Annotated in this window: 20 protein-coding genes; 9 read left to right on the top strand and 11 right to left on the bottom strand. The window is 67.1% G+C overall.

Annotated features, from left to right (window positions below):
* Positions 1-14: 14 nt before the first annotated feature.
* The 5 genes from E3N94_RS17070 to E3N94_RS04050 form a co-directional block, all read right to left on the bottom strand.
* Positions 15-218 (bottom strand): DUF1761 domain-containing protein, encoded by a 204-nt coding sequence (locus E3N94_RS17070; RefSeq protein WP_134342433.1) that lies wholly within the window; start codon positions 216-218, stop codon positions 15-17.
* 143 nt (positions 219-361) lie between these two features.
* On the bottom strand, positions 362-736 hold the full coding sequence (locus E3N94_RS04065) for a DUF488 family protein (protein ID WP_104099553.1): 375 nt from the start codon (positions 734-736) through the stop codon (positions 362-364).
* A gap of 52 nt (positions 737-788) precedes the next feature.
* The gene (locus tag E3N94_RS04060) at positions 789-2,792 is read right to left on the bottom strand and encodes a DUF255 domain-containing protein (RefSeq protein WP_134569858.1); all 2,004 of its coding nucleotides are present in this window, start codon (positions 2,790-2,792) and stop codon (positions 789-791) included.
* An 81-nt stretch (positions 2,793-2,873) separates the two neighbouring features.
* Complete coding sequence (pnuC, locus tag E3N94_RS04055; protein ID WP_134342431.1) at positions 2,874-3,557, bottom strand: nicotinamide riboside transporter PnuC; 684 nt, start codon at positions 3,555-3,557, stop codon at positions 2,874-2,876.
* A 136-nt stretch (positions 3,558-3,693) separates the two neighbouring features.
* The gene (locus E3N94_RS04050) at positions 3,694-4,449 is read right to left on the bottom strand and encodes a helix-turn-helix domain-containing protein (protein WP_134342430.1); all 756 of its coding nucleotides are present in this window, start codon (positions 4,447-4,449) and stop codon (positions 3,694-3,696) included.
* Between the two features lie 120 nt (positions 4,450-4,569).
* Here E3N94_RS04050 and hrpA point away from each other — a divergent pair, with 120 nt between their 5' ends.
* The 3 genes from hrpA to E3N94_RS04035 all read left to right on the top strand — a co-directional run bounded on the left by hrpA (position 4,570) and on the right by E3N94_RS04035 (position 9,925).
* Positions 4,570-8,481: an ATP-dependent RNA helicase HrpA gene (gene hrpA, locus E3N94_RS04045; RefSeq protein WP_134420191.1), complete on the top strand. Its 3,912-nt coding sequence runs from the start codon at positions 4,570-4,572 to the stop codon at positions 8,479-8,481.
* A 272-nt stretch (positions 8,482-8,753) separates the two neighbouring features.
* Positions 8,754-9,323 (top strand): hypothetical protein, encoded by a 570-nt coding sequence (locus tag E3N94_RS04040; RefSeq protein WP_134342428.1) that lies wholly within the window; start codon positions 8,754-8,756, stop codon positions 9,321-9,323.
* A gap of 113 nt (positions 9,324-9,436) precedes the next feature.
* Positions 9,437-9,925, top strand: coding sequence for an HNH endonuclease signature motif containing protein (locus E3N94_RS04035; RefSeq protein WP_134569857.1), 489 nt, complete (start codon positions 9,437-9,439; stop codon positions 9,923-9,925).
* 71 nt (positions 9,926-9,996) lie between these two features.
* Here the strand turns inward: E3N94_RS04035 and E3N94_RS04030 are convergent, their stop codons facing one another.
* The gene (locus E3N94_RS04030) at positions 9,997-10,245 is read right to left on the bottom strand and encodes a hypothetical protein (RefSeq protein WP_134569856.1); all 249 of its coding nucleotides are present in this window, start codon (positions 10,243-10,245) and stop codon (positions 9,997-9,999) included.
* Between the two features lie 339 nt (positions 10,246-10,584).
* On the opposite strand from E3N94_RS04030, the gene E3N94_RS04025 reads away from it, so the two are divergent.
* The 3 genes from E3N94_RS04025 to E3N94_RS04015 all read left to right on the top strand — a co-directional run bounded on the left by E3N94_RS04025 (position 10,585) and on the right by E3N94_RS04015 (position 13,038).
* Entirely contained in the window at positions 10,585-11,637 is a 1,053-nt protein-coding gene (locus E3N94_RS04025) for an LPO_1073/Vpar_1526 family protein (protein ID WP_134569855.1), read from the top strand.
* Between the two features lie 186 nt (positions 11,638-11,823).
* Positions 11,824-12,213 carry a hypothetical protein gene (locus E3N94_RS04020; protein WP_134569854.1) on the top strand — a complete coding sequence of 130 codons (390 nt, stop codon included), beginning with the start codon at positions 11,824-11,826 and terminating at the stop codon, positions 12,211-12,213.
* Between the two features lie 330 nt (positions 12,214-12,543).
* Positions 12,544-13,038: a hypothetical protein gene (locus E3N94_RS04015; protein WP_241987060.1), complete on the top strand. Its 495-nt coding sequence runs from the start codon at positions 12,544-12,546 to the stop codon at positions 13,036-13,038.
* Positions 13,039-13,206: 168 nt separating this feature from the next.
* On the opposite strand, the gene E3N94_RS04005 is transcribed toward E3N94_RS04015, so the two are convergent.
* Positions 13,207-14,610: a recombinase family protein gene (locus E3N94_RS04005; RefSeq protein ID WP_134569852.1), complete on the bottom strand. Its 1,404-nt coding sequence runs from the start codon at positions 14,608-14,610 to the stop codon at positions 13,207-13,209.
* Between the two features lie 301 nt (positions 14,611-14,911).
* Between E3N94_RS04005 and E3N94_RS04000 the strand changes: the two genes are divergently transcribed.
* Positions 14,912-15,922 (top strand): aldo/keto reductase family protein, encoded by a 1,011-nt coding sequence (locus E3N94_RS04000; RefSeq protein ID WP_104099560.1) that lies wholly within the window; start codon positions 14,912-14,914, stop codon positions 15,920-15,922.
* A 139-nt stretch (positions 15,923-16,061) separates the two neighbouring features.
* Here E3N94_RS04000 and E3N94_RS03995 read toward each other — a convergent pair whose 3' ends face one another.
* From E3N94_RS03995 to E3N94_RS03980, 4 genes are all read right to left on the bottom strand, one after another.
* The gene (locus tag E3N94_RS03995; protein ID WP_104099586.1) at positions 16,062-16,814 is read right to left on the bottom strand and encodes an amino acid ABC transporter ATP-binding protein; all 753 of its coding nucleotides are present in this window, start codon (positions 16,812-16,814) and stop codon (positions 16,062-16,064) included.
* Positions 16,815-16,858: 44 nt separating this feature from the next.
* Positions 16,859-17,788: an amino acid ABC transporter permease gene (locus tag E3N94_RS03990; protein ID WP_233191170.1), complete on the bottom strand. Its 930-nt coding sequence runs from the start codon at positions 17,786-17,788 to the stop codon at positions 16,859-16,861.
* Positions 17,789-17,896: 108 nt separating this feature from the next.
* Positions 17,897-18,796: an ABC transporter substrate-binding protein gene (locus E3N94_RS03985; protein ID WP_134342425.1), complete on the bottom strand. Its 900-nt coding sequence runs from the start codon at positions 18,794-18,796 to the stop codon at positions 17,897-17,899.
* A 195-nt stretch (positions 18,797-18,991) separates the two neighbouring features.
* Positions 18,992-19,855, bottom strand: coding sequence for a sulfurtransferase (locus E3N94_RS03980; protein WP_134569851.1), 864 nt, complete (start codon positions 19,853-19,855; stop codon positions 18,992-18,994).
* 37 nt (positions 19,856-19,892) lie between these two features.
* On the opposite strand from E3N94_RS03980, the gene E3N94_RS03975 reads away from it, so the two are divergent.
* Positions 19,893-21,101 carry an MFS transporter gene (locus tag E3N94_RS03975; RefSeq protein ID WP_134342423.1) on the top strand — a complete coding sequence of 403 codons (1,209 nt, stop codon included), beginning with the start codon at positions 19,893-19,895 and terminating at the stop codon, positions 21,099-21,101.
* A 114-nt stretch (positions 21,102-21,215) separates the two neighbouring features.
* Positions 21,216-22,040 carry an aldo/keto reductase gene (locus tag E3N94_RS03970; RefSeq protein ID WP_134342422.1) on the top strand — a complete coding sequence of 275 codons (825 nt, stop codon included), beginning with the start codon at positions 21,216-21,218 and terminating at the stop codon, positions 22,038-22,040.
* The last annotated feature ends 27 nt before the right edge of the window (positions 22,041-22,067 follow it).

The following is a 22,067-nucleotide window of genomic DNA, read 5'->3' as shown; positions in this document are numbered from 1 at the left end:
GCGCCGTTGTTATTCTACGTCTTCTGCGTCCCCCGCTCGCCGCGGTGACGGGACCGCCCGGTGATCGCGGTCGAGCCCGTGCGCAGGCTTTCCTCGTCGTGGCCGACGGCTGTCATCCAGGAGGTACCGAACGCCAGCTGCGAGTACCCGATCGCGCCGACGACCATGCTGGACGCGGTGGCCAGGAGTACGGCCCCGATGGTGATTTCGGGAACCATCGCCGGAGTCCGTTCGGTCGTCGGCGCAGACCGATGAGGTCGGCTGGCGTGAGGTTGCCGGCTTGAGGTTACCGGCTTGTAGTCACTTCGGAGGCCCGACGGCCGGCGCGATTTCCGCTCAGGTATCGGGTCAGGCGAACGGGTCAGGCCCTGTCAATCACATACTCGGCCAGGATCCTGGCGTGGTTCACCATCGGGTCCCGAGCGCCGTAGACCAGCGTGGTTGTCGTCTGCTTCTCCTCGTCGCGGGCGATGAGCGTGCGGAGTTCCTGCACGGCCGCCGTCGTCTCGGGTGCGGTGTCGAGTTCGGCCCGGTAGCGCACCGCGAACTCATCCAGAAGTGCCCGGTCGTGGTTCCACCACCGGCGCAGCTCCGGGCTGGGCGCGATCTGCTTCAGCCAGGCGTCGAGCCGGGCTTCCTCCTTCGAGACTCCGCGCGGCCACAGCCGGTCGACCAGCACCCGGGTCCCGTCGCTCGCGGAAAGTTCGTCGTAGACCCGCTTGATCTGTATGCCCATCTGTCCATTCTGTTCCCGGCGCGGCCACCGGGCCGACCAGCCTCCGTCCGGGTCAGGCCATCGGCAGGTCGGCGGGATCGGTGACGGGCAGGCGGCAGACGAAGTCACGGCAGAGGTAGGCCGTCGGCAGACCCTGGTGTGCGACCCGGCCGCGGAACAGTTCGAAGCCGGCGTCGGCGAAGGCCTGCGCCTGAACCTCGGTGACGGATGCGACGAGCCCGCTCCCGCGTCGGCGCACCGCGTCGAGCAGTGCGGCGGGTTGCTCGGGGGCGGCCGCGTCCGGCCCTGCCCCCGGCCCGACCACGTCCGCCCCGACCACCACGAGTTGTTCCACGGGGCCGGTCAGAATGCCGGACAGTCGCAGGGCCGCCCCGAAGGCGAGCGGGCGGTCGAGTGCGCGCTCGGCGAGGGCCGCCATCGCGGCAACGGCGGCCGCGCGGTAGCGGTCGTCGGCGGTCAGCAGGTAGAGCAGGTTCGCCGCCTCTGCGGTCGCCGTGATCCCGGACGGGTAGGCCCCCTCCGACGGGTCGACGTCCAGGGCGAGTCCCTGCGCGGCAAGCACCGGGTCGGGCCCGTCGGGAGCGCGAAACGGCATCCCGCCGGCGACAGTGCCGGCCGTGCCGGCGGCGTCGGTGGGGGCATTGGTACCGGGAGTGCCGGAGCCGGGGATGTCGGTGGCGGACGGCACCGTTTTGGCATCCGTTCCCCCCAGCGTGCCGTCGATGAGGCGGCGCGCGGCCGTGGCATAGCGCACCTCGCCCGTGGCCAGAGCAAGCTCGAGGAGACCCTGTGCACACATCCCGAAGTCCTCCAGGGTGGCCTGAGCGGCAGACGTGCGCCCCGCGATGGAGGCCCGCACGAGGCTGCCGTCCCGGCGCAGGTGACGCGTGAGCAGGTGGTCGGCGGCCCTCGCGGCCGCCGTCGTGAGGTCGGGATCGGCGAGGGCGAACCCGGCGCGGGCCAGGGCTCTGATGGCAAGGCCGTTCCAGCCGGTGAGCACCTTTTCATCGAGCGCGGGCGGCTCCTCCTGCCGCCGGGCGTCCTCGTCCAGGGCGTAGTACAAGCCCTCGACGCGGCGACCGGCAACGGTGCTCTCGGAGTCCTGGGCGCTGGCGAACCCGCCGCCGGGCAGGCGCAGCACGGTCGTGAGGAACCCGGCGACACCCTCCGCGACCGTCTGCGCCCATTTCTCGCCGGTGAGCTGCCAGGCCTGGGTGTAGAGGTCGAGCAGCTGCGCGTTGTCGTAGAGCATCCGCTCGTAGTGCGGGTCGCTCCAGTCCCGGTTCACGGCGTAGCGGAAGAAACCGCCCTCCACCGGGTCGCGCAGGGGCGAGGCACCCATGCGCTGTAGGGTTCGCAAGGCGAGGGCCTGCGCTTCCGGAACCTGTCCCACGGCACCCGGCCGGCCGAGCAGAAACCCCAGCACCGGCGCTACGGGGAACTTGGGCGCGCCGCCGAATCCGCCGAAGCGGGGGTCTTCCAGGCCCACGAGTTCGGCCTGGACCCGGTCGAGCGCGGCGGGGCCGGGCAGCGCTCCGCCGGCACCCTGTCGTGCGGCGGCGGCCGCGAGCGTCTCGGCGACGAGGGACGCGCTCGCGGTGACCTCGGCGCGGCGGTTCGTCCAGGCATCCGTCACCGCTTCAAGCACCTGCCGGAACGACGGATGCCCCGGCAACGGCAGCGGCGGAAAGTAGGTGCCGGCGTAGAAAGCCTGCCCGTCGGGGGTGACGAACACGTTGAGCGGCCAGCCGAGCCCGCCCACGAAGGCGCTGGCCGCGGCGAGGTAGCTGGCGTCGACCTCGGGATGCTCCTCCCGGTCGACCTTGATGCTCACGAAGTGCCGGTTCAGGTAATCGGCGAGCTCCGGGTCGCTAAAGCTCTCCCGGGCCATGACGTGGCACCAGTGGCAGGTCGAGTAGCCGATCGAGACGAGCACGGGCAGATCCCGCAGCCGAGCCTCCACGAAAGCCTCCGAACCCCAGCCGAACCAGGCAACGGGATTGTCGGCGTGCGAGCGCAGATAGGGGCTGATTGCGTCGTCGAGGTGATTGGACATGCCTCCATTGTGCCGCTGTCCCCGGGCCGACGCTCCCTGCGTATTTCCTCAACGAACCTGAGCGGAGCAGGTCAGGGCCGGTCAGAGCCGGGCGGCCACCAGGTCGACCGCGAGGGCCCTGCGGGCGCGGCGCTGCACGCTCATCCAGACGAAGAAGCCGGCGAGGGTGAACGCGCCGTAGAAGATGTAGAGGATGGCCGAGGCGTAGTAGCCGGCGCTGAGCAGCAACGGCACCCCGACGATGTCGACCGCCACCCAGATCAGCCAGAACTCGGTCCAGCCCTTCGCCATGCCGTACGTGGCCAGCAACGAGCCGGTGAAGATCCAGGCATCGGCCCAGACGGGCTCGAACGAGCCGAGCGCACGGAAGACCGGCGTGAGCACCAGAGTGCCCGCGACGAGCCCGAATCCGAGCAGGATGCGCGCGCGAGCACCGGCCCAGTGCGGGGCCACGGCAGCCTGCGCGCTCCCCCGACGATGGGTGGACCACTGGACCCAGCCGAAGATCGACACGACGATGAACATGATCTGCCGTCCGGCCTGGCCGAGCAGATTGACCGGGTTGGGCGTGCCGAACACGGCGCCGAGGAACACCGTGAACAGCAGCACGTTGCCCGCGATTCCGATCGGCCAGGCCCACACCTTACGGCGCATCCCGCCGACGGCGCTCAGGATGCCGAAGGCGTTGCCGATGATCTCGCGCCAAAGAATGGTCTGGGTTCCGATCTGCAGCTGTGCGTCGAAAAGCCACTCGATCGGGTTCATCCGTCATCTTCCTCGCCGGGCGGTTCCCGCCCTACCCAACCTAACCCTCCTCCCGGGCTGTTATTCCCGGTGGCGGCAGGGCGGAACGAGACCGCGCGAGGCGGAGCGCGTCAGTTCACGTCGTCGGGCTGCGCGCTCACCCGGCCGGCGGGCTCGGCTCGGCCCACTCGCTTCCGAGGTGCAAATGGCACAGCTCGGGACCCACGAACGGGCGCAGCCCGACCTGGTCCGGGTCGTGGCCGAGCTCGCGGGCGACCCCGCGCACGAGGCCCAGGTGCACCGAGCAGATGACGTCGGGGGCGTCCCGCGCATCGGCGCGAAACGGGCAGGCCAGCAGGGTGATCAGCGGGGCGGCAACGTCGGCGACACCGTCGGAGGCACCGTCGTCCGCCGCGGACTCGGCTTCCGAAGCCGGAGCCGGCTCCACCGCCGAAACCAGCTCCGGATCGAAGCCGAGCCGGTCGAGGATACTCAGCAGCGGCGCGATGCCCTCCGCGGCGCTCCCCCGCAGCTCGTCGGCGTAGCTCTCGGCCCAGGTCTCACCGGCGCGGATTGCCCGGGCCCGCCCGCTGTCGGCGTCCTCGGCGAGCGCGGTGGCCAGCACCCGGCTCAGATCGTGCTGGGCGCCGCCTTCCCGGGCGGCGGGTCCAGCGGTGAAGAGGATTCGCGGGCGGCCACGCGTCCCCGCGCGCCCGACGGCGCGCCGGATCAGGTCGGCGTTCTCGAGCTGATCGAGATGGAACCGGGCGGTCGTCACGTGCAGTCCGATGCGCGCCGCGACCGCGGCGGCGTCGAGCGGGGTGGCCGATCCCATCAGGAGGTCGAGCACCTGGCGGCGCGCGTCGGAGGCAAGGGCGGCGTGCCGGTCCCCCGTCCCTTCGTCGTTGATCATTCTTTGATGCTAACATCGTGCGGTTAAAAACGCGCCGATACAGCCACAGCCGTCGGGCCGATCACAGGCGAACCCGGGCAGCATCCGTCGTTCACCGCGAGGTCATACGATGGAAGGCTCATGATCCCCGTCGAAGTCACCTTCCCACCCGACCTTCCGGTCAGCCAGCGCCGGGAGGATATCGCGCGCGCCATCCGTGACAACCAGGTGGTCATCGTCGCCGGCGCGACGGGTTCCGGCAAGACCACCCAACTGCCGAAGATCTGCCTCGAGCTGGGCCGGGAGAACATCGGCCACACGCAACCCCGCCGTCTCGCCGCGCGCACGATCGCTGAACGCATCGCCGAGGAACTCGGACAGGAAGTCGGCCAGACGGTCGGCTACCAGGTGCGGTTCACCGACCAGGTCGGCCCGGACACCCGCATCAAGCTGATGACCGACGGCATCCTGCTCAACGAGATGCACCGCGACCGTCTGCTGCGCAAGTACGACACGATCATCATCGACGAGGCGCACGAGCGCAGCCTCAACATCGACTTCCTGCTCGGCTACCTGCGTCAGCTGCTGCCGCAGCGCCCCGACCTCAAGCTCATCATCACCTCCGCGACGATCGACCCGCAGAGCTTCGCCGAGCATTTCGCCACGCCCGACGGCACGCCGGCCCCGATCATCGAGGTCTCCGGGCGCACCTACCCGGTGGAGATCCGCTACCGGCCGCTGGTCGTCGAGGCGATGGACGGCGACGACGACGACACGACGGATGCCGCGCCCACGGTGGACAGGGACTACATCGAGGGAATCTCCGCCGCGCTCGATGAGCTCGAACGGGAGTCCAACGGCGATGTTCTGGTCTTCCTCAGCGGTGAGACCGAGATTCGGGACGCCGCGGACGCCCTGCAGGGCAAGTACGCCTCCTCGGGGCGCACCAGCCCCACCGAGATCCTGCCGCTGTACGGGCGGCTCTCCTCCGCCGACCAGCACAAGGTGTTCCAGCCGTCTAAGGTCGCCGGCGTGCGACGCCGCATCGTGCTGGCGACGAACGTGGCGGAGACCAGCCTGACCGTGCCGGGCATCCGCTACGTCATCGACGCCGGGACCGCCCGGATCAGCCGGTACAGCGTGCGCTCGAAGGTGCAGCGGCTGCCGATCGAGGCCATCTCGCAGGCCTCCGCGAACCAGCGCTCGGGCCGAAGCGGCCGCACCAGCGACGGTATCGCCATCCGCCTCTATTCGGAGGAGGACTTCACCCGCCGGCCTGAGTACACCGAGCCGGAGGTGCTGCGCACGAACCTGGCCGCGGTCATCCTGCAGATGATCTCGCTGGGCCTCGGCGACATCGCCGCGTTCCCGTTCCTCACCCCGCCCGACTCGCGCGGCATCAAGGACGGCCTCGACCTGCTCGCCGAGCTCGGCGCGGTGGCTGCGCTCACCGCCGGCCACAAATCCGGCATCTCCAAGCCCGGCATCTCCAAGCCCGGCATCTCCACACTGACCCGCATCGGCCAGCAGCTCGCAAAGCTGCCCATCGATCCTCGGTTCGGACGAATGGTGATCGAGTCGAAGACGCAGGCGGTGAGCCGCGAGGTGATGGTGATCGTCTCCGGGCTCACCATCCAGGACCCGCGCGAACGGCCCCTCGAGCGCCGCGCGCAGGCCGACCAGCAGCACGCCCGGTTCACCGACCCGACGAGCGACTTCCTGAGCCTGCTGAACCTCTGGAACTACCTCGAGACGCAGCAGAAGGAGCTCGGTTCCAGCGCCTTCCGACGCCTCTGCAAGAACGAGTTCCTCAACTATCTGCGCGTGCGCGAATGGCAGGACGTGTACAAGCAGTTGCGCCAGATGGCCAAGCCGCTCGGTCTCCACATCGGGGATCCCAGCGTGAATCCCGATGGGATCCACCGTTCGCTCCTCGCCGGTCTGCTTTCCCACATCGGTCTCAAGGACACCGCCAAGAAGGACTACATCGGCGCGCGCCAGCAGCGTTTCGTGATCTTCCCGGGCTCGGCGCTCGCGAAGAAGCAACCGAACGCCGTGATGAGCGCGGAACTGGTCGAGACCAGCCGCCTGTTCGCCCGGATGAACGCGGTCGTCGACCCCGCGTGGGCCGAGCCGCTCGCCGGCGACCTCTGCAAGCGCAGCTACTCCGAGCCGCACTGGGAGAAGAAGCAGGGCGCGGTCGTCGCCTACGAGCGGGTCACCCTGTACGGGGTGCCGATCGTGCCGCGCCGCCGGATCCAGTTTTCCCGGGTCGACCCGGCCTACGCTCGCGACCTATTCATCCGGCACGCGCTCGTCGAGGGTGAATGGGACCTTGACCGAATCGACCAGCGCGTCACGGCCTTCGACCGGGCGAACACGAGCCTGCGCAAGGAACTCGCCGAACTCGAGGAGCGCACGCGGCGCCGTGACATCCTGTTCGACGACGAGGCCGTGTTCGAGTTCTACCAGAAACGCATTCCCGCCGACGTATGCTCATCGCGCACGTTCGAAACCTGGTGGCGCCAGGCGCGCACCCAGACGCCCGATCTGCTCACGATGACCGCCGAGGCACTGGTGCCCGAGGACGCGCCGGAGATCGACGAGGCCGTGTTCCCGCCGATCTGGCGCCAGGGCGACCAGAAGTTCGCGCTCAGCTACCGGTTCGAGCCCGGCGCGGACGACGACGGCGTGACCGTGCAGATCCCGCTGGCCCTGCTCGCGAGGCTCTCTCCCACCGGCTTCGACTGGCAGGTACCGGGCCTCCGCGCCGACCTGGTGACCGCACTGATCAAGTCGCTGCCCAAGAGCATCCGTCGCAACGTGGTGCCGGCGGGGGACTGGGCCAAGCGACTGCTGAACGAGTTGCCGCCGGCGCCGGGCGAGGTCTCGGTCGGGGTGTCGGGCCTGGGCGAAGCCACCCGCGGCTCCATGTTCGACCGCGACGATGTCCCCTTCACCGAGACGCTCGCCGCCCTGATCCAGAAGCTCACCTACGTGTCCGTGAAGGCGAACGACTTCGAGCTGGTCCGGGTTCCGGCCCACCTTCGCATGACGTTCCGTGTCGTGGACGAACGCGGTCGCCCGAGCGCCTCCGGCAAGGACCTCCTGGAACTGCAGCGCCGGCTCGGCACCCAGGCCCGCGAGAGCGTGGCCGCGGCATCCGCTGCCACCCCCACCAATGCGATCGAGCGCACCGGACTCACCACCTGGGATTTCCCGGAGCTGCCCCGGTTCCTCGACACCAGGCAGGGTGACAACACCATCCGCGGCTACCCGACCCTCGTCGACGAGGGTGCGTCGGTGGCGATCCGCATGATGAGCACGGAGGCCGAGCAGGCCCGCACCCTGCCCGATGGCGTGCGTCGCCTGCTGCTGCTCGCCACGCCCTCCCCGGTGGCCTACGTGCAGCAGCACCTCACCGGGGCAGAGAAGCTCAGCCTGGCCACCAGCCCGTATCGCACCACCCAGGCGCTGTTCGACGACTGCCTCGCGGCGAGCGTCGACGACGTGCTTTTCCGGGTGAAGCCCGGCGGCCAGGTGTTCATGCACGCCGAGTTCGACACCATCCGGGACCGGGTGTCCGGCGTCGTGATGGATTCCATGTTCGATACGGTGGGCCTCGTCGCCCGCATCCTCGCCGCCGCGCGCGCCGCCGACAAGGCGCTCAAGGCGTCCACCAGCATGGCCCTGCTCCCGGCCCTGACGGATGCCCGCGCGCAGCTGACCGGGCTCGTCTACCCCGGTTTCGTGAGCGCCACGGGACTCGTGCAGCTGCGGCACTTGCCGCGATACCTCGGCGGCATCACCGCGCGCATCGTGAAGCTCAGCGACAATCCGAGCCGCGACCGGGTCTGGATGAATGAGAGCCAGGCAGCCACGGGCCGGTTCGAGGATGCCGGCGGCACGATCCCCCTGCAGGCGAACGCGGCCGCCAACCTGGTGCGTGCGCGCTGGCTGATCGAGGAACTTCGGATCAGCCTCTTCGCCCAGGAACTGAAGGCCGCGGAGCCCGTTTCCCTCCAGCGGATCCACAAGGCCCTGACCGGCTGAGGTCTCCGTCGTTCTCGGTATCCGGCACCGCTGCGCTGGATCATCGGTAGCCCACCTGCTTGAAGTCAGCGTTGAGGTGGTCCTCCAAACGATCCCTCATCGATACGGGTGCGGGCTGGGCTCCTGGCGGGGCTCCTGGCGGGGCTCCTGGCGGGGCTCCGGGCTGGGCTCCTGGCGGGGCTCCCTTGGAAGGCGTATATAACTACGATAAATCCTTAGTTTTTTCTAGGCTTACATGGTTTATTTGTTCACAATGAGATAAACTCGGGTTGGTGATCAACCTCCTGGAACAGCCCGAAGCGAATGCCGCGCACGGCCTGTCCGCGGCGGCTCGGGCGGTCGCGGGGCTGCATGCTCTCGCGGCGGGGCTCGGGGAATCCCTGCGGTGCTTGGCGGTGCGCGGTCTCGACGACGACGGCCTCCTGCAGGTGACCACGGCGGTCGAGGTCCTCGGCCGGCGGGTCGACGCGCTGCGGGTGGCGGCCGCGGCGGAGGTCGCCGACCGGTCCCGGCCCGAGCTCGGCACCGGGCAGCTCTCGGCGAAGCGGGGCTGCCGCACCGCCGGAGAACTACTCGAGCGCCTGACGCTCGTCTCCGGGCCGACCGCGGGGCGACAGATGCGGTTGGGCACGCAGCTGCGCACCGGCCGCTCCTTGGGGTGGCGAACCACTGCCGCCCACCTTCCCCGCCACGGCCATCGGCCTGGCCGCCGGGGCGATCGGCGTCGACACGGCCGACGCGATCCTCACCGCGTTGACGCCGACGCTGCGGTACACCGACCTGGACTCGGTGCAGGCAGCCGAGAGCGAGCTGGTCGCCTCGGCCACCGGCACCATTTCTGAGACCCCGGTTCCGGCGTCGGTGCCGGCGTCGGTGCCGGCGTCGGTGCCGGCGTCGGTGCCGGCGTCGGTGCCGGCGTCGGTGCCGGCGTCGGTGCCGGCGTCGGTGCCGGCGGATGAGATCCGGTTGCAGGGTGCGGTCTGGAGGGCCGTGCTCGCGCCCGACGGGTCCCGACCAGCGGCGCCACGACGTGCTCGCCGTGATCCTCGACGTCGTCTCCCGGGCCGGGGAGGCCCCGACCATCGGCGGCGCCCCGGCCACGGTTCTGGTCAGTGTGCGGGAACAGGACCTGAACGCGGACTTCGGTCAGGGCCGCGGCGTCGGCTGGATCGACGGCGTCGAAACCCCGATCTCGATCAGCGCCGTCACGGACCTGATCAGCAACGGCGGTCAGCAGAAAGTCGTCATCACCGACGAGGGACGCATCATCGCCCTCGGCTCACCCGAACGGTGCTTCACCGCCGCGCAACGCCGGGCGATTCAGCTCCGCGACGGCACCTGCATGATCCCAGGCTGCAAAATCCCGGCCGGGATGACCGAGGTTCACCACGTGATCCCGCACTCCGAGGGCGGACCGACGCACACCGACAACGGCACAAGTTAGCAATACGACCCCTTATCGAAGCTCGCGCGTTGCACGGAGGAATCCGGCTGAGAGTACGACCCGCGCTTCGGCTATTCGTTCAGGCTCGACCGCTCCGGAGTGATCGGGCCATTCGAGAATCCGAGATACTGCCCGATCGTTTCTCGCGCAGGAGGCATCTGACGTCCAGCTGGGCGATTTTTCTCAAGCCACAGGTAATGATCGCGCATGCCTCGGGCGACGGCGACTCGGATGATCCCGTACAGAAGCAGGAGAGCGAGACACGCGCCAACCACTGAGAAGAGCAACACATAAAGGCTGGTCATTGCCACGAGATCCATGTTCGGATTGTGACAGGTTGAGAGATCCAAGGCGCGAACCACGCCGTGTACACGCGCGCCCGGACAACGGCACAAGTTGCTGGTACAACCTCGGCTGCGCGGTGATCGGGTCCGGTGTCTTCCCCTGCCGGTAATCTACTCACATTGAGCGTATTCACAGGGGGTAGTCATGGAGTGGTTTTTCGACGGTCTTGGCACGTTGGTAATTGGTCTGATAATCGGCGGTGCTGGCGGGAGCGCAGTCACGTGGAAAGTGTTGGTCAAACGCCAGTCGCAGAGGCAGCGAGGCGGGGATGAATCGACGCAGTTTCAGGCTGGTCGCGACATAAGAGGGGTGAAGTGAATCGCCAATCCCAGTCCGCTGGGGCCAACTCGACGCAAGTTCAAGCTTCTGGAGACGTCGTTATAGGGATTTCTGAATCCCGAGCGAGAGAAATCGCCGAAGTTACGGCACGCTCCGTTGTCGCGGAATATACCGATGAAAGTATTTACCAGATACAAGAACGGATCATAAAGCTTGACGACCGCGTGATCGCGTCCTTGATACGCTCTGGCAGACTTTCGGTTTTCGCAGATCCCGGCTTTCAACGGGCTTACAAGAAAGCGCAGAATGGTGCCGCCGTTTCAGACCGTGAGGACGACTACGAACTACTCGCAGCACTCCTGACAGACCGCGCGGAACGCGGCCCAGACAGACTGGTGCGTGCGGGCATCGAGAGGTCAATCGAAATTGTCGATCAGATAGACCAGGATGCACTTCGCGGCCTAACCGTGTTTCAGGCCATTCAGCAATACAGCCCATTGGCACCTGGGCTTGAACACGGGCTCGAGGCCATGGGTCAGCTGTTCAACGATTTACTAGACGGACCGCTCCCACTCGGCAGTGACTGGCTCGATCACCTGGACATCTTGGACGCCATCCGGATAAACCAGGTCAACACCCTGAAGCCATTTCGCGAGTTCTACCCCAGCACGCAGCCAGGGTACTTAGCCAGCGGTGCGGAACTGAACGGTGTCCCTTGGCTGGTTGAAGTTGCTGGCCACGAAATTGAAATCCCCGATCTCGTCATCCCCCACGAGTTGAAGCCAGGTAGCGTGCGTCTTGCAGCCTCAAAAGAGCTGACCTTGGATTCGACGCTTGCGCGGATTTCGCCCGACGAGCGCGCCGCCATCGTTGAAAAGGCGAAAGTCACATTGGGGTTCGGACCCGTTGATGACGCGTTGCTCGACCCATTTTTTGAAAGGCTTCGCCTTCATTCCTCACTACAACAGATCGAGGTCTGGTGGGATCAGATTCCACAAGCGGTGCAGGTCACGAGCGTCGGAAAGGTACTTGCTCGAGCGAACGCGCACAGGCTTGATGTCCGCGGCGTTCTTCCGGCGATTGAATAGCTACGCGGCGTAGCCGCGGCTTTACTTGAATAAGCAACGTAACTCGGGAGCCCGGTAGGGCGATCGAGGGCAAGGTTTTGGTCGTCCGCAGGACGGCCAAAACCGCGGCAGCGGTCTTTCTTTCTGACTGGATGGCGCGCGTGGCTCTGGTTCCTGTAGTCTCGATTTCTGGGACTAGGAGCGTTCATGACTGACTTTCGATCACAGCGCATGCCGTCACCCGATGGGCAAGGAATTGCCAAGGGGCGACTAGAGAAGGCTTGGGATTCCTACTATCGTGCCGTTCGGCCGGTGACTGATCCGTTGTCCAAGCGCCTCGCCCCGCTGCTGATGCCCATGGCGCGCGGTGCGACGTTCGACTTGCTGGGGTTCTGGATGTCGTGGCACTTGCTCGGCGGCTTCGAGGGGCTGCAGACACATCTGGGCATGAGTCGATCCGCTGTCTATCGCCGGATCGCACTCTTCCGCAAGGTGTTCGGCGAGCATCCGGACGTGTATCGATTCCCCGGAGTCGTTCTTGATGTGGAGACTTTTCTCCAGGCGGAGTCTCCCGCCAAGGCTGAACCCTCCGAATAGTCCCAGTTTGCGGGACTAGCTCCTGGATCTGTACTAGAGTCCCAGGTTGTGGGACTACAAATTCAGCCGTCGTTAGCTCCTCTGGGGCGACCGGATGCTGGGTGGACTTTCACCCTGTATCCGGAGGCGGGTGAGGGAGGCGGGTCGTTCCACTCGTCTGCGCGTCGGGTTCCGAGTTACGTCTCGCGCGGCTTCGCAAAGGATCCGGAGCGTTCCGCGGCCGAAGCGGGGCGGCGTGCGCGGGCGACCTTGCGGCGGTACTGCTCCGCGAATCGCCTAAATCGGCTGGGCACTCTCACGTTCCGCGGGGCGGGATGCCACGATCCCGAGTTGCTGCGCCTGTATCTGGGCGAGTTCTTCCGTTCGCTTCGTGCATTGCTCGGTGGCGGCGCGTTCCCCTACGCGTGGGTGCCGGAGTGGCACAAGACCGGCCACGGCCTGCATGCGCACTTCGCTGTCGGCCGGTTCATCAAGCGCTCGCACATTGAAGCGGCCTGGGGCCACGGCTTCGTGCATATCAAGCTGTTGGGCGACCTCCCCGTTGGGTCAACGAACCTGTCGGAAGCCCGCATAGCGGCAGGCTACCTGTCCAAATATGTCGCGAAGTCGTTCGCTGATCCGACTGTCCGCGTCCTCGGTCTTCATCGGTACGACGTTGCCCAGAACTTTCGGCCGCGCCCGGTTGCCCTCTCTGGGATCTCATCAGAAGACGTACTCAGGCAGGCGTCAGCTGCGCTGAACTCCCAGCCGTCTGTCGAATGGTCTTCGGCCTCGGTTGAGGACTGGCAGGGACCGCCCTGCATCTGGGCGCAGTGGGGCCGGTGAGCCGTGATCGATAGGGCGGCACTGCGCGCATGGCTCGAGGCCACCTGCGCGCTTCAAGGAGTACCGGTCGCGGTGACTGATATCGGGGTCGTTTCCCGGGTTGGCGTGCTGCTGAGAGGGCGGGATGTTGCGGGGCTGCCGCGGAGCGGCGACCGCAACGCCCGCCCCTCACAGCTGCCAGCTGGGAAGGATCCGGTTGTAGTCCACGCTCCGGGATCCTAGAACGCCCGGGAGAATCGTCGCCGTGTCCAGCACAGCCCGAACGATTGCGACCTGTCGGTCGAGGTTGAGGGTGTCCCAACTGGCGGTCAGGTTCTCACCTTGGCCAACGAGGGCGTCGAGGGTGTTCGTTCCGGCGATCTGGTCCAGCTGCTTCTGGGCGTTGTCCACCCTCGCTTCCAAGGGCATGCGTGCGGCCTTCCACTCGGGCCGTGAAATCTCGCCCTCTGCCCACATCTCGGAGAGTTCGGTCATCTTCGACTGTGCACTCTGCAACTCGGCCAACAAAGCAACCTGTCGCTCGTTGGCGTCGGCGCGCCCAGCGAGGGCGTCATCCATCGCGGGAGTGTCCAGGCGCATCAGCACAGCCGCGGCGATCCACTCTTCGACAGGCTGAGCCACGATCGTTAGGCGTCCGCAGCCACCGTGATCCGGCCCAGACGCGCACACGTACCGACGTCGATCCCCCCGGATCGAACTGTAGAGGCGGTTGCCACATTTGCCACAGCGCAGCATCCCAGAGAGCAGATAACTGCGGGGCGCTCGGCGTCCCGAGACCTTCTTCGTCTGGAACATGGCGAGGATCTGCTGATGCTTGGCCTCGCTAATCAGGGCCGGCCATGCCGCCGGCCCCGCTGCCTCCCCGTGATGATCGCGGAGACCGGCTATACGGCCGGAGAGAAGAATCTGCCGGAGCGTCGGCGTGCCCCAACTCTCCGCGGCCGCAGTCGTCGGCACACCCTCCTTGATCATCCACGACACAAGAGAACGCACCGACTCGCCCGCCAAGAAACGATCAACCAGCGCACGGATGATCTCGGCCTCGGACTCCCGGACCGTCAGCTTGTCGGCCTCGTAACCGAAAGGGCGCTGCGCACCGCCGTTCGGCTTGCCCTGCTCCACGTTCTGCTGGATCTTGCGCTTGATGCGCGCCGACTTCCGCGCAGACTCGTTCGCTGCTACCGCGGCCGTGATGCGGGCGACGAGCATCCCGTTATCGTTGCCGAAGTCGATATCTGACGTAACAGTCGCGAGCTGCTGCACGCCCGCCTGGTCGCACAGCTCCACGAACTGTTCCCACTCCGTCGGGCGTCGCGTCAACCGGTCCTGATGGTACGCGACAACGGCGTCCACGCGCCCGCCCTCGATATCCGCAAGCATGCGCGTGTATTCCGGTCGCGCCTTCCCCTTGTACGCGGAGATATCGTTGTCGATGTACTCTCCGGCAACCGACCACCCCTTCTCGGTGGCGAGCTTGCGGCAGTCCTCAAGCTGTCGTTGTACGCCTAGTCGCTCTCCTGTTTGGTCGCTGGAGATGCGGGCGTAAATCGCGGCTGATCTGACGTTTCCCATAGGGGTCACACTAACGATGTTTGGGCAACGGCGTCTGTTTGTGCTGGTGACATCACCGCTACCTCGCCGCCTCCGGCTGGGCAATCCGGATGGTCCGCGGCGCCGTGCAGATCATGGCACCACCCTGGCTGGAGACCGGGGCCCGCAAATGGCGGAACGAGACCAAGTCCCGCCCCCGAATGACGGACGCGGCCGAACGGGAAAACGGATAGGGGGTCCCTGGCCCCTGGCCTCGACAGGCTCGACATGCGTTCGCTTTTTCACCCAGCGACAGTGGGACCGCTCCGCTTAGGCTGTAGGCATGGAATTCCGCTATCTCGGTTCATCAGGCTTGAAAATCTCCGAAATCACCTACGGCAACTGGCTCACCCACGGTTCGCAGGTCGAGAACGACATCGCCACGCAGTGCGTGCATGCCGCGCTCGACGTGGGGATCACCAGCTTCGACACCGCCGACGTCTACGCCAACACGAAGGCGGAGTCCGTTCTCGGCGACGCCCTCAAGGGCCACCGCCGCGAAAGCCTCGAGATCTTCACCAAGGTCTATTGGCCGACCGGCCCGCGCGGCCACAACGACGTCGGGCTGTCCCGCAAGCACATCATGGAGTCGATCAACGGTTCTCTGACCCGATTGCAGACCGATTACGTCGACCTTTACCAGGCCCACCGCTTCGACACCGAGACCCCACTGGAGGAGACGATGCAGGCCTTCGCCGACATCGTTCGGCAGGGCAAGGCGCTCTACATCGGCGTCAGCGAGTGGACCGCCGCGCAGCTGCGAGCCGGCCACGCCCTCTCCCAGGAGTTGGGCTTCAGCCTGATCTCGAGCCAGCCGCAGTACTCGATGCTGTGGCGCGTCATCGAAGACGAGGTCGTGCCGACTTCGCGCGAGCTCGGCGTCGGCCAGATCGTCTGGTCCCCCGTGGCCCAGGGTGTGCTCACCGGCAAGTACAAGGCAGGCCAGGCCCCGCCGGCCGGCTCGCGCGCCACCGACCTCAAGGGCGGCGCCGACATGATCAGCCGCTTCATGAACGACGACGTGCTCACCCGGGTGCAGAAGCTTGAGCCGATCGCCGCCGACCTCAACCTGTCGATGGCGCAACTGGCCGTGGCCTGGGTGTTGCAGAACGACAACGTCTCAGCAGCCCTCGTCGGAGCTTCCCGCCCCGAGCAGGTGCGCGAGAACGTCGAGGCCGCGGGAGTGAAGATCCCGGCCGAGAGCATGAGGCAGATCGACGAGGTACTCGGCGACGTCGTGGAGCACGATTCCGCGATGACCGCTGCTACCGCACCGCAGAGCCGCCCGGCGTAGGGCAGGCTCGGCGTCACACTGCTCGGCCCGAACGAGAGTCGCCGTTTGTGCCGAGAGTCGCCGCAACGGCGGGGACTCTCGGCACAAACGGCGACGGTCGCTGCGGTTTTCCTAGAGCAGCATTTCTAGAGCACCATTTCTAGAGCACCTTCGACAGGAACGCCTGCGTGCGGCGGTGCTGCGGGTTCGTCAGGATCTCGTCCGGGTCGCCCGCTTCGACGACCACACCGCCGTCCATGAAGACGAGCGAGTCGGCGACCTCCTTGGCGAAGCCCATCTCGTGGGTGACCACGATCATGGTCATGCCCGATTTGGCCAGACCCTTCATCACGTCGAGCACCTCGCCGACGAGCTCAGGGTCAAGCGCACTGGTCGGCTCGTCGAAGAGCATGAGCTTGGGTTCCATCGCGAGTGCGCGGGCGATCGCCACCCGCTGCTGCTGCCCACCCGACAGGTGCGCCGGGTAGTAGTCGGCGCGTTCGGCCAGACCCACCCTGGCCAGCAGATCGAGAGCGCTCCGCTCCACCTGGGCCTTCGGCAGCCCCTTCACCCGGATCGGCGCCTCCATCACGTTCTCTAGCGCCGTCATGTGCGGAAACAGGTTAAACCGCTGGAACACCATGCCGATGTCCCGTCGCTGACGGGACGCTTCCTTGGGTGCCATCTCGTAGAGCTTGCCGTTGGTCTCCCGGTAGCCGATCAGCTCGCCGTCGACGCTGAGCCGACCGGCGGAAAGCACCTCGAGGTGGTTGATGCAGCGCAGGAACGTGGACTTACCCGACCCACTGGGCCCGACCAGGCACATCACCTCGCCACGCTTCACCTCGAGGGAGATGCTCTTGAGCACCTCGTTCGAGCCGAAGCTCTTCGATACCTGCTCGGCCAGAACCATGGGAGGAATCGTGACGGATGCCCCGGCCTGCGTGTTCACGTCGGTCATTTCACGCCTCCGGGGTTGGCTGGTGGATCGTTCTCGCGCGGCGGTGCGATCACCGACGGCTGCCCGGAACCGATGACGGGGACGACCCCGGTGAGGGTTCCCGTTCCGGTGCCGACGGCATCCTTGCGATCCGGCTGCCGGTCGCCCACGCCGCGGGCGAACCGCTTTTCGAGGAAGTACTGGCCGACCATCAGGATGGACGTGAAGAACAGGTACCAGATCGAGGCCACGATCAAAAGCGGGATCGGGTTGAACGTCTCCGCGGAAATATCCCGCGACCGGGTGAACAGCTCGAAGCTGAACGGCACGGCGGTGACGAGCGACGTGGTCTTCAGCATCGAAATGACCTCGTTGCCCGTCGGCGGGATGATCACGCGCATCGATTGCGGCAGGATCACCCGCGTCATGGTCTGCGACCAGCTCATTCCGAGCGCCGTCGCAGCCTCCTCCTGGCCGCTGTCCACGGCCAGGAGGCCGGCGCGCACGATTTCAGCCATGTAGGCCGCTTCGTTCAGGGCCAACCCGATGATGGCGATGGTGAACGTGCTCAGTGCCGCGTTGGTCGAGAAGGACACCCACGGGTCCATGAACGGGATGCCGATGTCGATGCTCGAGTAGATCAGCGAGATCAGACCCCAGATCGTCAGCTGCACGTAGACCGGGGTGCCACGGAAGATCCACAGGTAGAACCAGGCCAGGCTCTTCACCACGGGGTTGGGCGAGAGCCGCATGACGGCCAGGATCACCCCGAGGACGATCGCGATGACCATGGAGTACACGGTCAGCTGCAGGGTCACGACGGCCGCCTGCGAGATGCGGCGGTCGAAGAGGTACTTGCCGACGGCGGGCCAGTCGTAGGCCGGCCGGAGCGCGGCGTCGACGACGATGGAGACGAAGACCACCACGAGCAGAATGGCGAACACCATCCTCCACGGATGCCGCAGCTTGATGGCCTTGATCGGCACCGATGGGGCCGGTTCCCCGGGCGGGCGGGTTGCCCCGCCCGCCTTCGGTGGAGTTGTGATGCTCATACGTTATCCGTTCGACGCGGCGTTGATCGTGATCGTCTCGATCGCACCATCCGCGACACCCCACTCGTCGAGGATGTCACCGTAGGTGCCGTCGTCGACCATGGACTGCAGCGCAGCCTGCACGGCCTTGGTCAGCTCGGAGTCCTTGGCGACCACGATGCCATACGGCGCCACATCGAAGGTCTCTCCGGCCGGCTGCAGCTTGCCCTCGGTCTGGGCGATCGCGTAGAGAGTGACGGGCGAGTCGGCGCTGAGCGCGTCGGCCTGGCCCAGCACGACCGCGTTGGTGGCCTGGTCCTGGGTGTCGTACTTCAGCTTGTCGATCGCCGGCTTGCCGGCCGCGACGCAGGCGTCACTCTTGGCCGGCACTTCGTCGGTGTCCTCATACGTGGTGGCCTGCACGGCGACCTTCAGCCCGCAGGCGTTGTCCGGATCGACGTCGTTGCCGACGGCCGAGGCCCACTGGATGCCGGCGACGAAATAGTTGACGAAGTCGACCTGCTTCTCCCGCTCGACGTTGTCGGTGAAGGAGGACACGCCGATATCGGCCTTGCCGCCGGTCACGCTCGGAATGATGTTGTCGAATTTCGCGACCTGGAATTCCGGCTCCAAGCCGAGCTTGGCTGCGACGGCCTCAGCGATCTCGATGCCCCAGCCGATCGGCTCACCGGCTTCGTTCTTGAACTCGTTGGGAGCGTAGGTCGGGTCGGTCCCGATGACGAGCGTGCCGGAGTCGGCGACCTCGGCGGGAAGCATCGCGGCGGCGGCGTCGTCCACGGCGATCTCACTGGCGGAGGAGTCGGCCATCGCTCCGCCCGTGGTGTCCGTGGAGTTGTCCACGCAGCCGGTGAGCAGGAGTGCCGTGACGGCGGCGAGAGCCGGGAGCAGGTATTGAGCGCGCATTGCGTAACCTTTTTCGTGGTTGTCGGATGTGTCTGGTTCGTCTTTGAGGTCCGTTAACGGAATTCGACAAAAGCGAGCATATAACAGCACGCTCACGCGGATTCCGTGCGCAGATAACGTTTTGGGCCAGCCCTACTGAGCGTGGACGGGCTTCCCCGTGTCTCAGTATGACCGGAAGCGTGTTTCGCGCGGATTTCACGCCCGCGGGTCGCCCGTCGCGACCGGGCGGCCCGGCAGGTTGGACCACTGCGACCACGAGCCGGGGTAGAGCGCCGGTGAGAACCCGGCGATGGCCAGAGCGGCCGCCTCGTGCGCGGCGGTGACGCCGGAGCCGCAGTAGACGCCCACCGTGCCGCCCGCCGTGACTCCGAGCGCCTCGAACCGGGCGCGCAGTTCGGCGGCCGGGAGGAAGCGCCCGTCGAGGGTGAGGTTGTCGGCCGTGGGCGCGCTGATCGCGCCGGGGATGTGGCCGGCACGAGGATCGATCGGCTCCGTGTCACCACGGTAGCGCTCCGCAGCGCGGGCGTCGAGGAGCGCGCCGGTCTGCGCGAGCGCGGCGGCGTCATCCGTGTCGAGCACAGGCAGCACCCCGTCGGAGAGGGTGATCGTGCCCGGACGGACCGTTTCCGCGCTCAGCTCTGTCGTGGCCAGCTCGCCGACCGCGAGCGGCAGGCCGGCGGCGCGCCAGGCGGCGAGCGCCCCGTCGAGAAGCAGCACGTCGCGCACCCCGGCGTGACGCAGCAGCCACCAGGCACGGGCTGCCGACACCCCGCCCAGGTCGTCGTAGACCACGGCCGTGTCGCCGTCACGAAGCCCCCAGCGGCGCGCGGCTGCCTGCAGCGTCGCACGGGTGGGCAACGGATGCCGCCCGTCGGCCGGTTCGCCGGGCCGGGCCAACTCGGTCTCCAGGTCGACGTACACGGCGCCGGGGATGTGGCCGGCCCGGTATTCGTCCGGCCCGGGCGGGCCACCCAGCTTCCAGCGCACGTCCAGCACCCGAACGTCGCTTCGGGACTCAAGCATGGCTGCCAATTCGTCGGCCGTGATCAGTATTCGCACGCGCTCACGCTACCTCGGCGGACGTAGACTTGAGTAAGTGAGCAGCTATTGGACCCTTTTGAAGACTCCGGGCGTTGCTCGCGTCATCGCCGCACAACTGACAGCTCGGTTCCCCTTTGGGATGCTGTCGCTCGCGTTCCTGATCCACATCGAGCAGGTCTTCGACTCCTATGGCGCCGCCGGCCTCGTGCTGGGCGCCATGAGCATCGGCCAGGCCGTCGCCGGGCCGCTCACCAGCCGACTGATGGGCCGCTGGGGCATGCGTCCGGTGATCACGGCCACCCTCGTCGTCTGCGCGACCTCCATCGTGACAATGGCTCTGGTCAGCATGCCCATTTATGTTCTGATGGCCGTGGGGCTCATAGCCGGGTTGTCCACACCGCCGATTCAGCCGGCCGTGCGCACCATCTACCCGAAGATCGTCAACTCCCGCCAGCTCACGCCGCTGTTCTCGCTCGACGCGTCGGCCCAGGAGATCATCTGGGTGCTGGGCCCGGTGATTGCCACGTTCGTGGCCATCCAGGTCAGCCCGGTCGCCGGCATCCTGCTCGCCGCCCTCTTCCTCATCGGCGGCGGCGTCTGGTTTCTGGTGCTGCCCGAGGTCGGCCGGGTGCGCATCCCACGTAGCCGCCGCAAACTCGGCGTCGTTCTCAAACGCCCGGCGGTCATGCTCAGCACCATCGTCGGTTTCATGCTGGTCGCCGCCTGCGCCTCGGTCGAGGCGGGTGTGGTGGCCGCATTCGGGCACGGCAGCGCGGACTCGGGCTGGGTGCTCGGCATCTTCGCTCTCGGCTCGCTGATCGGCGGGCTCGCCCTCGGCCACGCCCCGATCGGCCCTTGGGCGTTGGCCGCACGGATGCTCATCGTCACCGTCGGCCTCGGGCTCGCCACCCTCGGGCTCAGCTTCTGGTGGCTGGCCGCCACCCTGCTGCTGGCGGGAATCGGAATCGCGCCGGCCTTTGCCGTTCTGTTCGGCATCGTGTCCGCGAGCGTCAAGTTCAGTGACACCGCGGAGGCCTACGGCTGGGTGGGCACCGGCCAGCTGATGGGCGCCGCCCTGGGTTCCGCCATCGCCGGTTTCATGATCGACCAGAGCGGCGCCACGGCGGCCATCCTGGTCGCGGCCGGCTTCGCGGGGCTCGGCACGATCATCCCCGCGCTCGGCCGGCGCTGGCACCCCGACCTGCGCGGCCGCGATGCGAGCCCGCTCCCCGACACCGCACCGATCCAGGTGCAGGTCTCCTAGCCGCCTCCGCTCATCGCGCGGTGAACCGACACAATTGCGGGGTTGAGCGTCCCGCGCACCCCTCAATCGTGTCGTTTCACGCCTCGGCGCAGTAGGACGAGGTTAGATGGGGGAATGACGCTCTCACCGTTACTTCCCCTGCATGACGGACACGGTATCCCCCAGCTCGGGCTCGGCGTGTACAAGATCGCGGATGCCGCGGCGGCCGACGCTGTGCAGGTCGCCCTGGAGGCCGGTTACCGCCACATCGACACCGCGGCGCTCTACGACAACGAGACCGGCGTCGGCCAGGGTATCGCCCGCTCCGGCCTGCCCCGTGAGGACGTGTTCGTCACCACGAAGGTCTGGAACGACCAGCACGGCTACGACAAGACCCTGCGCGCCTTCGACGTGAGCCTCGGCAAACTCGGCCTCGACTACGTCGACCTCTTTCTGATCCACTGGCCCGCACCCCGCCAGGACCTCTTCGTCGATACCTGGCGCGCCCTCGAGACGCTGCGCGCCTCAGGTCGCGCCCGGTCGATCGGGGTGTCCAATTTCCAGCCGCACCACCTGGACCGTCTGCTGGCCGAAACGGATGTCGTTCCGGTCCTCAACCAGGTGGAGCTGCACCCGTGGCTGCAGCAGTCCACCGTGCGCGAGTACGACGCGGCCCACGGCATCCTCACCGAGGCCTGGTCGCCGTTGGCCCGCGGCCGCGCGATCGGCAACGAGACCCTCGACGCCATCGGCGCCCGGCACGGCAAGACGGCCGCACAGGTGGTCATCCGCTGGCACCTCGAGCTGGGCAATGTGGTGATTCCGAAGTCGGTGACACCGGTGCGCATCCGGGAAAACTTCGACGTCTTCGACTTCACACTCAACGCCGGCGACCATGCCGCCATCGCCGCCATCGACGCCGGCCAGCGCACCGGCAGAGATCCCGACGACCTGGACTGAATCTCGGCTCGACCCGGATCGGTGCCC

Source organism: Cryobacterium sp. Sr3 (assembly GCF_004402835.1).
Taxonomy (GTDB): domain Bacteria; phylum Actinomycetota; class Actinomycetes; order Actinomycetales; family Microbacteriaceae; genus Cryobacterium; species Cryobacterium sandaracinum.
The sequence above is the reverse complement of the archived record's forward strand: the minus strand, read 5'-3'. Positions and strand labels throughout refer to the sequence as shown.

Coding starts and splice junctions, on each gene's coding strand:
- E3N94_RS17070 (WP_134342433.1), bottom strand. CDS start 218: ATGGTTCCCGAAATCACCATCGGGGCCGTACTCCTGGCCACCGCGTCC.
- E3N94_RS04065 (WP_104099553.1), bottom strand. CDS start 736: ATGGGCATACAGATCAAGCGGGTCTACGACGAACTTTCCGCGAGCGAC.
- E3N94_RS04060 (WP_134569858.1), bottom strand. CDS start 2,792: ATGTCCAATCACCTCGACGACGCAATCAGCCCCTATCTGCGCTCGCAC.
- pnuC (WP_134342431.1), bottom strand. CDS start 3,557: ATGAACCCGATCGAGTGGCTTTTCGACGCACAGCTGCAGATCGGAACC.
- E3N94_RS04050 (WP_134342430.1), bottom strand. CDS start 4,449: ATGATCAACGACGAAGGGACGGGGGACCGGCACGCCGCCCTTGCCTCC.
- hrpA (WP_134420191.1), top strand. CDS start 4,570: ATGATCCCCGTCGAAGTCACCTTCCCACCCGACCTTCCGGTCAGCCAG.
- E3N94_RS04035 (WP_134569857.1), top strand. CDS start 9,437: ATGAGATCCGGTTGCAGGGTGCGGTCTGGAGGGCCGTGCTCGCGCCCG.
- E3N94_RS04030 (WP_134569856.1), bottom strand. CDS start 10,245: ATGGATCTCGTGGCAATGACCAGCCTTTATGTGTTGCTCTTCTCAGTG.
- E3N94_RS04020 (WP_134569854.1), top strand. CDS start 11,824: ATGACTGACTTTCGATCACAGCGCATGCCGTCACCCGATGGGCAAGGA.
- E3N94_RS04005 (WP_134569852.1), bottom strand. CDS start 14,610: ATGGGAAACGTCAGATCAGCCGCGATTTACGCCCGCATCTCCAGCGAC.
- E3N94_RS04000 (WP_104099560.1), top strand. CDS start 14,912: ATGGAATTCCGCTATCTCGGTTCATCAGGCTTGAAAATCTCCGAAATC.
- E3N94_RS03995 (WP_104099586.1), bottom strand. CDS start 16,814: ATGGTTCTGGCCGAGCAGGTATCGAAGAGCTTCGGCTCGAACGAGGTG.
- E3N94_RS03990 (WP_233191170.1), bottom strand. CDS start 17,788: ATGGTGTTCGCCATTCTGCTCGTGGTGGTCTTCGTCTCCATCGTCGTC.
- E3N94_RS03985 (WP_134342425.1), bottom strand. CDS start 18,796: ATGCGCGCTCAATACCTGCTCCCGGCTCTCGCCGCCGTCACGGCACTC.
- E3N94_RS03970 (WP_134342422.1), top strand. CDS start 21,216: ATGACGCTCTCACCGTTACTTCCCCTGCATGACGGACACGGTATCCCC.